Origin of the sequence: Stenotrophomonas sp. 1337 (assembly GCF_031455455.1) — a bacterium.
In the GTDB taxonomy this organism is placed as follows: domain Bacteria; phylum Pseudomonadota; class Gammaproteobacteria; order Xanthomonadales; family Xanthomonadaceae; genus Stenotrophomonas; species Stenotrophomonas indicatrix.
Genome location: NZ_JAVDSR010000028.1, coordinates 1 through 11,749, shown reverse-complemented (window position 1 = coordinate 11,749; position 11,749 = coordinate 1). Strand labels below are relative to the sequence as shown.

The window sequence follows — 11,749 nt, the reverse complement described above, 5'->3', positions numbered from 1 at the left end:
GGCAACCGCCTTGACCGATGTGGAGGTCTTGCAGGCCTCTTTGGCGACCTGCAATTTGAAACAAACCTCATATCTATTCATGTAACCCTCGGGGTCGGATCAGGTGTCCAACTCCTGGGGGGCACTTCACCATGGGGGCTCGATGGCGCCATCCATGGCGCCAACGGTCCTGCGCCACCCACCCGCCCGGCCTCTGACGGTTTCCGTGTGCTGTCCAGCCACGGAGAAGAAAAAAGAAAATCAAAATCAAACTCAAACGCCGGTCGCTTCGCTCGCATCCACGCATGGCGTGGACCAAGCGTGTCGACCAAGGTCGACACCTGCCAGCCATCGCAGTTCACCAGCCGTCACCGGGAAACTGTCAGGGGTGGGGCGGTGTGGGTTGGCAGGACCGTTGGCGCCATGGATGGCGCCATCGAGCCCCCATGGATGGGTTTACGGCGTGTCCTGCCAACTCAGACCGCCCCGCCCAACAAACAGAAAAGCCAGAGCCGGCTGTTGCTCCGGCTCTGGCTTTTGCTGTGGATTGAAACGCGGGTGCCGGGCCGCAGGCCCGGCTGATCACATCAAACCACCGGTTCGCGCAGTACCGGGTTGTCCCAGCCCGGGCGCGGTGCGAAGCGATCACCGTGACGCTGCTGCAGCGCCTTCAGGCGCTCCACGATGGCATCGGCACCCACCGCACGGATGTGCTGGATCGGACCGCCGCGGAACGGTGCGAAGCCGGTACCGAAGATCACGCCCGCGTCCAGCAGGTCCGCGTCGGCCACCACGCCTTCGTGCAGGCACGCCACCGCCTCGTTCAACAACGGCAGGATCAGGCGATCTTCCAGATCGGCAGGCGCCTGATAGTCGCGCGCCACGTCCGGCTTCTTGGCCCGGCCGTTCTCCCAGGTGTAGATGCCCTGGCCATCCTTCTTGCCGCGCTTGTCCGGTTCCACCGTCTGCAGCGCCGCCGGAATCTGCAGACCCAGGAACGGCGCCAGTTCCTTGCCCACGCCAGCAGCCACGTCCAGGCCTACGGTGTCGATCAGTTCGATCGGGCCCATCGGCATGCCGAACTTCACCGCCGCCTTGTCGATCACCGGGCCCGGAATGCCTTCAGCGTATGCGGTGGCCGCTTCCAGCATGTACGGGAACAGCACGCGGTTGACCAGGAAGCCGGGCGTGCCGGCCACCGGCACCGGGAACTTGCCCAGCGCCTTGCAGAAGGCTGCCAGGCGACGCTCGGTTTCGGCCGCCATGCCGTCGTGATGGATGATCTCCACCAACGGCATCTGTGCCACCGGGTTGAAGTAATGCAGGCCGGCGAACTGCGCCGGGCGCTGGATGTGATCGCGCAGCTCCACCAGCGGAATCGACGAGGTGTTGGTGGTCAGCAACGCGTCGAGCTTCATCTTCGGCTCCAGCGTCTGGTACAGCGCACGCTTGGCTTCCGGGTTCTCGATGATCGCTTCAATGACCAGATCGGCCTGCGCCACGCCATTGCCTTCCAGGTCCGCACGCAGGCGCGCGGCGACGGCCGGGCGCTTGCTCTCGTCACGCACCTTCTTGGCGAACAGTGCCTGTGCACGTTCCATGGCCGGGTCGATGAAGCGCTGCTCGCGGTCCTGCAGGGTCACTTCAAAACCCTTGTAGGCGGCCCACGCAGCAATGTCACCGCCCATCACGCCGGCACCGACCACGTGCACGTGGCGGATGCCGGAATCGCCACCGCCCAGGCCCTTCAGGCGTTCGGTGAGGAAGAAGATGCGGATCAGGTTGCGCGCGGTCGGCGTGCTGGCCAGCTTCACTACGGCGCGTCGTTCGGCATCCAGGCGTGCCTGCACCGGCTTGCCGCCGCTGCGCTGCCAGGTGCTGATCAACGCATACGGCGCCGGGTACTGGTCCTTCTTCGCCTTGCGTGCGACCTGCTTGACCATCTGCGGGGCCAGCAGCTGGCGTGCCGGCCAGGTATTGGTCGCCCAGGCCAGCGCACGCTGCTTGAACGGGCGGGTGGTGCCGGACAGTGCCAGCGCCACGGCGGTATCGAGCACGACGGCCGGTGCCACCACCTTGTCGACCAGCCCGATGCCGCGTGCGGCCGAGGCCGACAGCGTGCGTCCGGTCAGCATCATGTCCATCGCCGCCGGTGCGCCGACCAGCTGCGGCAGGCGCGCGCTGCCACCCCAGCCCGGGAAGATGCCCAGTTGGGTTTCCGGCAGGCCGATGCGGGTGGAACTGTCATTGGATGCAACGCGATAACGGCAGGCCAGGGCCAGCTCGGTACCGCCGCCCAGGCAATGGCCATGGATGGCGGCCACGGTCGGGCAGGGCAGTTCTGCCAGCTTCTGGTAGGTCGACTGGCCGCGGCGGATGGCGTCGTTGACGGTGCCGCGGCGATCGAACTCCTGGAACTCCTTCAGGTCGGCACCGGCGATGAAGCCTGCCTTCTTGAGGGACTGGATCACCACGCCCTTCGGTGGGTCCATGGCGATGCGCTCCAGCAGGTCGCCCAGCTCCAGCAGCACATCCTGCGACATTGCGTTGACACTGCTGTCCTGACGATCCAGGGAGAGGACCACCACGCCATCGTCGCGGATCTCGGGGTGCCAGTGGCTGAAGCGGAGACCATCGAAGCTTGAGAGCATGGACGTTCCATCCGGTTGTGTATGGAGAAGGGGGCTATGATCCAGAGGTTGTTTCCCCCGCGTCAAATCCCAATAGCAGGGGTGTGGCGCCCCGGATCGCAGGCCTTGGACCGGAACGTTAACGGAACGGTGGTTAAAAGCTGGTGCGGCGCCAGGTGATCGGCGACTGAACTTTTCCCGGGATTGGCAGTCTCATTGCCCGACGTCGGTTGGGCTGACAGGAGTGCGGCCCCTCATGGCCGATGTTGATACACCTCAGGAGCTGGATCTGGAACTGGTCCGGCGCGTGCAGCACGGCGAGAGTGCCGCCTTCGATGTCCTGGTGCGCAAGTACCAGCATCGGGTCGTGGCCCTGGTCGGTCGCTACATCGCCGACTGGAGTGAATGTCAGGACGTGGCCCAGGACACTTTCATCCGTGCATACCGTGCGATTGGAAGCTTCCGCGGCGACGCCCAGTTCTCAACCTGGTTGCATCGGATCGCCGTGAACACCGCCAAAAACCACCTGGCTTCGCACAATCGCCGCCCGCCGACCGATGACATCGACATCGGCGACGCCGAGCAGTTCGACAGCGGCACGCGCCTGCGCGACACCGATACGCCCGAGCGCGAGTTGATGCGCCAGGAACTGGAACAGACGGTGATGAAGGCCGTCAACGCGCTGCCGGAAGAACTCCGGTCGGCGATCACCCTGCGCGAGGTGGAAGGCCTGAGCTACGAGGAAATCGCGCAGAAGATGGGGTGCCCGATCGGCACCGTGCGTTCACGGATCTTCCGGGCGCGCGAGGCGATCGACACCGAACTCCGGCCGCTGCTGGACATCGGCAGTGCCACCCGCGAGAAGAGCCGTATATGACCCGCATTCCGAACAACGAATCGCACAACCACCAGTCTCCCGCCGGGCAACGCCTGGACGAACGCCATCGCCAGCAGTTGTCGGCGCTGGTCGACGGCGAGCTGGGGGCAGACGAGGCGCGCTTCCTGGTGCGCCGCATGGAACACGATCCGGAACTGGCTGGCTGCCAGGAACGCTGGCAGCTGCTGGGTGATGTCATGCGCGGCCAGGCGTCGCTGCTGGCGCCGGCCGGTTTCAGCGCCGCCGTGGCTGCCGCCATCGCCGCCGAGCCCGCACCGCTGGCCGAGCCGAAGCGTCAGGCCCGCCGTAGTGGTTGGCGTGCATGGGGCGGCGGTGCGCTGGCCGCTTCGGTTGCTGCCGTAGCGCTGTTCGTCGGGCGCGAAAAACTGCAGGAGGCGCCGCCGGTGGATGTCTCCGCACCGCAGGTGATCGCCAGCCAGGCGCAGTTGCCGCCGGCATCGGAGCAACCGGCTGCCGTCACCGAGGCGTCGGTGGACACTGCTGCGATGGCCGTGGCCAGCGTGCCGGCGGTGGCCATGGCCGCCGCCAGCCGTCGCCAGGATGTGCGCCGCGCCAGCGCCACCCGCAGCCAGCAGGCCGCACGCGTGGCCCAGCGCGATGACGCACCGCTGCGCGCGGTTGCCAGCCAGGCGCCGCTGACCCCGACCATGCCCGCCGGTAGCGCGCGCACTCTGCCCTTTGGCGAGGTCGGCAATCTGCAGGCACGGCCGTGGCCGCGCTCCAGCCTGGCGCCCGCCGCCGGTGGCGCCCTCAATGCCAGTTTCCCGGCCCATGCCGGTGGTGCTGCGTTCTATCCGTTCGAGCCACGCCTGCAGGACGACCTGCCGGCGTCGCAACGCCCGCGCGACTGAGCCGGGTACCGTTCCACGCCCCGCCGTCGGCGGGGCGCTTCTTTCCCTTTCCATCCGACCCGGAGGTTGCCGTCCGATGACTCCCCGACTCCGCACGCATGCCATTGGCCTGTTCGCCCTGACCCTGCCGCTGGTGGCCTGTGCCCAACCGGCGGCGCCGACGACCGCCCCGCCGCAGGCCACCGCCGCTGCTGCGGCGCCGCGCGCACCGGCGCAACCGCTGGTCAGCGGTCTGCCTGACTTCACCAATCTGGTGGAACAGGTTGGCCCCGGCGTGGTCAACGTCGACACCACCATTGTCCGCAGCAACCGTCAGGCACGCGGCGGCATGGTCCCGGGTGATGACGAGATGCCCGAGTTCTTCCGCCGCTTCTTCGGCCCCGATTTCCCGATGCCGGGGCAGGGCCCCGGCGGCCAGGACGGCGGACCCAGCATCAAGGGTCGCGGCATGGGCTCGGGCTTCATCATTTCGCCTGACGGCTACGTGCTGACCAATTACCACGTGGTCGCCGACGCCAGCGAAGTGAAGGTAAAGCTCGGCGACAGCCGCGAGTTCACCGCGAAGGTGGTGGGTAGCGACCAGCAGTACGACGTGGCCCTTCTCAAGATCGACGGCAAGAACCTGCCGACCGTGCGCGTGGGTGATTCCAATACCCTCAAGCCCGGTCAGTGGGTTGTTGCGATCGGCTCGCCGTTCGGCCTCGACCACTCGGTTACCGCCGGCGTGGTCAGTGCGCTTGGGCGCAACACCGGTGGCCCAGACCAGCGCTATGTGCCGTTCATCCAGACCGACGTGGCGATCAACCAGGGCAATTCCGGCGGCCCGCTGCTCAACACCCGTGGTGAAGTGGTCGGCATCAACTCGCAGATCTTCTCGGCCTCCGGCGGCTACATGGGCATCAGCTTCGCGATCCCGATCGACCTGGCGATGAACGCGGTCGAGCAGATCAAGAAGAGCGGCAAGGTCACCCGTGGCCAGCTGGGTGCGGTGGTCGAGCCGATTGATTCATTGAAGGCGCAAGGCCTGGGCCTGCCCGACAGCCGCGGCGCGCTGGTCAACCAGATCGTGCCGGACAGCGCTGCGGCCAAGGCCGGGGTCAAGATCGGTGACGTGATCCGCACGGTGAACGGTGCGCCGGTCAACAGCTGGTCCGATCTGCCGCCGCTGATCGGTGCGATGGCACCGGGCAGCCGCGTCACCCTGGGCGTGATCCGCGATGGCAAGCCGCGTGACCTGAGCGCGACCCTGACCGCTCTGGCCGAGGACGCGCAGGGCAATGCCCGCAGCCCGTCCGCAGGCAATGACACGGCGGCTCCGCAGGCCGGCGCCAATGCCCTGCTGGGGTTGGACGTTGCCGACTTGACTGCGCCGCAGCGCAAGCAGCTGGGCCTGGAGGCGGGCGAAGGTGTCCGCATCACCGCCGTGAAGGGCGAGGGCGCCCGTGATGCCGGCCTGTCCGGGGGCATGGTGATCCTGCAGGTGGCCAGTACCCCGGTCGGCAGCGTTGAAGCCCTGAACCGCGCGCTGTCCGGCTACAAGAAGGGCGATGTGGTCATGCTGCTGGTCCGTACCGGCAGCGGCAACAGCGCGTTCGTTGCGGTCAAGGCCGGCCCGTAACAACCGATGGCCGCCTTCACGGCGGCCCTCGTGGTGTCCCCGAAGCCCCGCCCTGGCGGGGCTTCGGCCATTCCGGGGCCGTGCCGGCAGGCCAACCACGCGGTGGCCCTCCGGGCATGCGATAATCGACCGTTACCCTGACGACGCCGCGCGCCGCCGCCACCTCTCTATGTCCTCTGATTCGATGCGGAACATCCGCAACTTCTCCATCATCGCCCACGTCGACCACGGCAAGTCCACGCTGGCCGACCGCATCATCCAGCTCTGTGGCGGCCTCCAGGCCCGCGAGATGGAAGCGCAGGTGCTCGACTCCAACCCGATCGAGCGCGAACGTGGCATCACCATCAAGGCGCAGTCGGTGTCGCTGCCGTACGTGGCGAAGGACGGCCAGACCTACCACCTGAACTTCATCGACACCCCCGGCCACGTCGACTTCTCCTATGAAGTCAGCCGCTCGCTGGCCGCCTGCGAGGGCGCGCTGCTGGTGGTCGATGCGGCCCAGGGCGTGGAAGCGCAGTCGGTGGCCAACTGCTACACCGCCGTGGAGCAGGGGCTGGAAGTGGTGCCGGTGATCAACAAGATCGACCTGCCCACCGCCGATATCGAGCGCGCCAAGGCCGAGATCGAGGCCGTGATCGGCATCGATGCCAGCGACGCCGTGCCGGTCAGCGCCAAGACCGGCCTGAACGTGGTCGACGTGCTGGAAGCGATCGTGCATCGCATTCCGCCGCCGGTGCCGCGCGATACCGACAAGCTGCAGGCGCTGATCATCGACTCGTGGTTCGACAACTACCTGGGCGTGGTCTCGCTGGTGCGCGTGATGCAGGGCGAGATCAAGGCCGGTGACAAGCTGCAGGTGATGTCCACCGGCCGCAACCACCAGGTCGACAACGTCGGCGTGTTCACCCCGAAGCGCAAGGTGCTGCCGGCACTGCGCGCGGGCGAAGTGGGCTGGGTCACCGCCAGCATCAAGGACGTGCACGGCGCGCCCGTCGGTGACACCCTGACCCTGGCCGGCGATCCGGCACCGAAGCCGCTGCCCGGCTTCCAGGAAATGCAGCCGCGCGTGTTCGCCGGCCTGTTCCCGGTCGATGCCGAGGACTACCCGGACCTGCGCGAAGCGCTGGACAAGCTGCGCCTGAACGATGCCGCGCTGCGCTTCGAGCCGGAAAGCTCCGAAGCGATGGGCTTCGGTTTCCGCTGCGGCTTCCTCGGCATGCTGCACATGGAAATCGTGCAGGAGCGCCTGGAACGCGAATACAACCTGGACCTGATCAGCACCGCGCCGACGGTGGTGTATGAAGTCCTGAAGACCGATGGCACGATCATCAACATGGACAACCCGGCCAAGCTGCCGCCGGTGAACCATGTGCAGGAGATCCGCGAGCCGATCATCCGCGCCAACGTGCTCACTCCCGAGGAGTACATCGGCAACATCATCAAGCTGTGCGAAGAAAAGCGCGGCAGCCAGATCGGCATCAACTACCTGGGCAGCCAGGTGCAGATCAGCTACGAGCTGCCGATGGCCGAAGTGGTGCTGGACTTCTTCGACAAGCTGAAGTCGGTCAGCCGTGGCTATGCCTCGCTGGACTACCACTTCGTGCGCTTCGATGCCGGTCCGTTCGTGCGCGTGGACGTGCTGATCAACGGCGACAAGGTCGATGCGCTGTCGCTGATCGTGCATCGTAGTCATGCCGATCGTCGTGGTCGCGAGCTGTGCGAAAAGATGAAGGACCTGATCCCGCGCCAGCAGTTCGACGTGGCCATCCAGGCCGCCGTCGGCTCGCAGATCATCTCGCGCACCACGGTCAAGGCCATGCGCAAGAACGTTCTGGCCAAGTGCTATGGTGGCGACGTTTCGCGCAAGAAGAAGCTTCTGGAAAAGCAGAAGGAAGGCAAGAAGCGCATGAAGCAGGTCGGCCGCGTGGAAATTCCGCAGGAAGCCTTCCTGGCCGTGCTGCAGATGGACAACAAATAAGCCCCGAAACCGGCCTTCGGGCCGATCGTCCGGTGACGTTGCAAAGGACCCTGAATGAAACTGTTTGAGATCCTCCTGGTCGTGCTGACCCTGGCCTCCGGCCTGATCCTGCTGGCCGACAAGCTGTACCTGGCCAAGCGTCGCGCCCAGCGCGCCGGCCTGCTCGACACCGAGCCGGTGCTGGTGGACTACTCGCGTGCGTTCTTCCCGGTGCTGGCGATCGTGCTGATCGTGCGCAGCTTCATCGCCGAGCCGTACAAGATCCCGTCCAGCTCGATGATGCCGAACCTGCTGATCGGCGATTTCATCCTGGTCAACAAGTTCTCCTATGGCCTGCGCCTGCCGATCACCAACACCCGCTTCGTGCCGGTCGGCGATCCGGCCCGTGGTGACGTGGTGGTCTTCCACTTCCCCGGCCATGGCGACAACGACCCGGCCAAGGGCGAGAACTTCATCAAGCGCGTGATCGGCGTGCCGGGCGACACCGTCGCGTTCGAAGGCGACGGGGTGATCCTCAACGGCGAACCGCTGAAGTACGACAACAAGGGCATCTACGCTGGCCACAAGGGTCAGGGCGAGGGCGCCAACCTGCTGGTCGAGCACCTGCCGGGCCGTACCCACACCGTGCTGGAGACCGATTATCCGCGTGGCCAGGGCCAGTGGACCGTGCCGGCCGGCAAGTACCTGGTGATGGGCGACAATCGCGACAACAGCGACGACGGCCGTTTCTGGGGCCTGCTGCCGGAAGAGAACCTGCGCGGCAAGGCATTCCTGATCTGGCTGAACTGCCAGGGCTGGTTCTGCAAGGACGGCTTCGAACCGTCGCGGATCGGCTCGAGCATCAACTGACTTCACATCCACTCGCGTATCTGGGGAGAACGCAATGAAGACGATGAACACGCAGCGCGGCATGACCCTGACCTCGTTCCTGACGGTCCTGATCGTGGTTGGCTTCTTCCTCTACATCGGCATGAAGCTGTTCCCGATGTACCAGGAGTATTACGCGGTGCGCTCGGCGATGAAGAGCCTGGCCAAGGAACCGGGCATCGGCAGCATGGCGCCGGCCAACATCCAGGAACTGTTCTTCAAGCGGCTGTACATCAACTACTCGGACAACGTGAAGCCGGCCAACGTCAAGTTCGACCGTCGCGACAATGGCTGGACCCTCAAGGTCAACTACGAAGTGCGCCGCCAACTGGTCGGCAACCTGGATGTGGTTGGCAAATTCGATTCTTCCCAGGACCTGACCCGTAGCGGTGCCGAATAAATCTTTCCAACGTGAAGACCTGATCGGTCACGCCTTCCGCGACCCAGACCTGCTCAAGCAGGCGCTGACCCATCGCAGTGCCGGCGCGCCGCATAACGAGCGGCTGGAGTTCCTTGGCGACAGCATCGTCAACATGATGGTCGCCGAGGCGTTGTACCTGCGCTGGCCCAAGGCGGACGAAGGCGCGATGACCCGCGCCCGCGCCGAGCTGGTCCGCGAGGGTGCGCTGGCGGTGATCGCGCGGACCCTGCAGCTGGGTGACCGGCTGACGATGGGCCCCGGCGAAATGAAGTCCGGCGGCCATCGCCGCGACTCGACCCTGGCCGATGCGTTCGAGGCCGTGGTTGCTGCGATCTACCTGGACGTGGGTTTTGAAGCCTGCCGGGCGATGGTCCTGCCCTGGTTTGCCGCCTCGATGGAGGCGCTGCCGGCCACCGGGCGACCGGAGAAGGACCCCAAGACCCGCCTGCAGGAATGGCTGCAGGGCCGACAGAAGGCGTTGCCACAGTACGAACTGGTGTCAGAATCCGGTGACGACCACGCCAAACACTTCCGGGTACGCTGCAACGTAGCCGACCCCGCCGCCAGCACCGAGGGCGAAGGCTCCTCGCGGCGGATTGCCGAACAACAAGCGGCTGCGGCCGTCCTTGAACAACTGGATTCCAAGTGAGCGAACAAACTCCCCATCATTGCGGCAGCGTCGCCGTCATCGGCCGCCCCAACGTGGGCAAATCGACCCTGACCAATGCCTTGGTCGGGGCCAAGGTCAGCATCGTGTCCAACCGGCCGCAGACCACCCGTCACCGCCTGCTGGGCATCGCCACCTACCCGGAAGGGCAGCTGGTGCTGGTCGACACGCCCGGCCTGCACAAGGTGCAGAAGCGGGCGATGAACCGGGTCATGAACCGCGCTGCCCGCGGCTCGCTGGAAGGCGTCGACGCCGGCCTGCTGGTGATCGAAGCCGGTCGCTGGGACGAAGAGGACAGCCTGGCCTTCAACGTGCTGCGCGACGCCGGTATCCCGGTGGTGCTGGTGGTCAACAAGATCGACCGCATGAAGGACAAGGGCGCACTGCTGCCGTTCCTGCAGGAAGTGACCGCCGGCCGTGATTTCTCGTCGGTGCATCCGATTTCGGCGCAGAAGCGCAACGGCCTGGAAGCCCTGGTCCGTGACGTGCTGGCGCTGTTGCCGGAAGCCCCGCCGATGTTCGGCGAAGACGAGATCACCGACCGCAGCCAGCGCTTCCTGGCCGGCGAACTGGTGCGTGAACAGCTGATGCGCCAGTTGGGCGAAGAGCTGCCGTACGCCACCACGGTGGAGATCGAGCGCTTCACCGAGGACGGCAACCTGCTGCGCATCGGTGCGGTGATCTGGGTCGAGCGCGAAGGCCAGAAGGCGATCGTGATCGGCAAGGGCGGCACCCGCCTGAAGGAGATCGGGGCCAAGTCCCGCCTGCAGATGGAGCGTCTGTTCGGTGCCAAGGTGTTCCTGGAAACCTGGGTGCGCGTGCGTGAGGGCTGGTCCGATGACGAGGCCGCGCTGAAGGCCTTCGGCTACGAATAAGCCGCGACGGTCGCTTCGATGCTGATCGAGGACGACACCGGCTTCGTGCTGCATGCGCGGGCCTATCGCGAGACCAGCCTGCTGGTCGAGGTATTGAGCGCCGAGCACGGCCGGATTGGCCTGCTCGCGCGTGGTGTTTCCACGGCCAAGGGCCAGGTGCTGCGAGCGGCCCTTCAGCCACTGCAGTGGATCCGCTTCAGCGCGCTGCAGCGTGGCGAACTGGCCCAGCTGCGCGGTGCTGAAGCGCTGGATGTGGCGCCGCGCCTGCTCGGCCAGGCCATGCTGGCCGGGTTCTATCTCAGCGAGTTGACCCTGCGCCTGGCACCGCGCCAGGACCCGCTGCCGGAGTTGTACCTGGCCTTTGGTGAGGCGCGTGCGCGCCTGGCCGTGGGGGCCGGACTGGCCTGGACCCTGCGCCGTTTCGAACGCGAGCTGCTGACGGCGCTGGGCGTGGGTTTCGATCTGGAGACCGCCAGCGATGGCCAGCCGATTGACCCGGCGGCGCGCTATGAACTGGACCCGCAGGAAGGACCGCAGCGCCTGCTCAGCGAGCGTGGCGGCGAGCGTCGCGCAGCGGCTACCGGCTCGGCACTGCTGGCCCTGGCAGCCGACGACGAACCGGAAGCCGCCGATCTGGCCAGCCTGCGCCTGCCGATGCGGCGGGTGCTGGCCCATCACCTGGGCGCGCGCGGGTTGAAGTCGTGGGAGATGCTGGAGCAGCTGACACCCCGGCGGTGAGGGGTGTTCGGCAGGGCTTGCAGCCCTGCACCGGCCGAGGCCAAGGCACGAGCCAGAGCAACAGCAACAACAGCAGCGTGCATTCCGTGGGTAGGTGGGGTGGGTCCGATTGCGGGGGGCGCCGTAAACCCGTCCCTGAAGTGACCCCCAGGAGTTGGACACCTGATCCAACCCCGAGGGTTACATGAATAGATATGAGGTTTGTTTCAAATTGCAGGTCGCCAAAG

The 11,749-nt window shown here is 66.2% G+C and carries 10 protein-coding genes; 9 read left to right on the top strand and 1 reads right to left on the bottom strand.

Annotated elements, in window-relative coordinates:
* Window positions 1–566: 566 nt before the first annotated feature.
* Window positions 567–2,630, bottom strand: coding sequence for a 3-hydroxyacyl-CoA dehydrogenase NAD-binding domain-containing protein (locus tag J2X70_RS20675; RefSeq protein WP_025877101.1), 2,064 nt, complete (start codon window positions 2,628–2,630; stop codon window positions 567–569).
* Window positions 2,631–2,865: 235 nt separating this feature from the next.
* On the opposite strand from J2X70_RS20675, the gene rpoE reads away from it, so the two are divergent.
* The 9 genes from rpoE (at window position 2,866) to recO (ending at window position 11,522) form a co-directional block, all read left to right on the top strand.
* Complete coding sequence (gene rpoE, locus J2X70_RS20670) at window positions 2,866–3,486, top strand: RNA polymerase sigma factor RpoE (RefSeq protein ID WP_025877103.1); 621 nt, start codon at window positions 2,866–2,868, stop codon at window positions 3,484–3,486.
* Entirely contained in the window at window positions 3,483–4,358 is an 876-nt protein-coding gene (locus J2X70_RS20665) for a sigma-E factor negative regulatory protein (RefSeq protein WP_105164480.1), read from the top strand. The genes rpoE and J2X70_RS20665 overlap by 4 nt, the downstream gene beginning before the upstream one ends.
* A gap of 76 nt (window positions 4,359–4,434) precedes the next feature.
* Window positions 4,435–5,976 carry a DegQ family serine endoprotease gene (locus tag J2X70_RS20660; RefSeq protein WP_309911947.1) on the top strand — a complete coding sequence of 514 codons (1,542 nt, stop codon included), beginning with the start codon at window positions 4,435–4,437 and terminating at the stop codon, window positions 5,974–5,976.
* A gap of 184 nt (window positions 5,977–6,160) precedes the next feature.
* On the top strand, window positions 6,161–7,954 hold the full coding sequence (lepA, locus tag J2X70_RS20655) for a translation elongation factor 4 (RefSeq protein WP_032977135.1): 1,794 nt from the start codon (window positions 6,161–6,163) through the stop codon (window positions 7,952–7,954).
* A gap of 54 nt (window positions 7,955–8,008) precedes the next feature.
* Entirely contained in the window at window positions 8,009–8,803 is a 795-nt protein-coding gene (gene lepB / locus J2X70_RS20650) for a signal peptidase I (protein WP_309911946.1), read from the top strand.
* A 34-nt stretch (window positions 8,804–8,837) separates the two neighbouring features.
* Complete coding sequence (locus J2X70_RS20645; RefSeq protein ID WP_025877113.1) at window positions 8,838–9,221, top strand: DUF4845 domain-containing protein; 384 nt, start codon at window positions 8,838–8,840, stop codon at window positions 9,219–9,221.
* Window positions 9,211–9,891 (top strand): ribonuclease III, encoded by a 681-nt coding sequence (gene rnc / locus J2X70_RS20640; protein ID WP_032977092.1) that lies wholly within the window; start codon window positions 9,211–9,213, stop codon window positions 9,889–9,891. Before J2X70_RS20645 ends, rnc begins: the two co-directional genes overlap by 11 nt.
* Window positions 9,888–10,784, top strand: a complete 897-nt coding sequence (gene era / locus J2X70_RS20635) for a GTPase Era (protein WP_025877117.1) — start codon at window positions 9,888–9,890, stop codon at window positions 10,782–10,784. The genes rnc and era overlap by 4 nt, the downstream gene beginning before the upstream one ends.
* Before the next feature lie 18 nt (window positions 10,785–10,802).
* Window positions 10,803–11,522, top strand: a complete 720-nt coding sequence (recO, locus tag J2X70_RS20630; RefSeq protein WP_134832927.1) for a DNA repair protein RecO — start codon at window positions 10,803–10,805, stop codon at window positions 11,520–11,522.
* Window positions 11,523–11,749 lie beyond the last annotated feature (227 nt).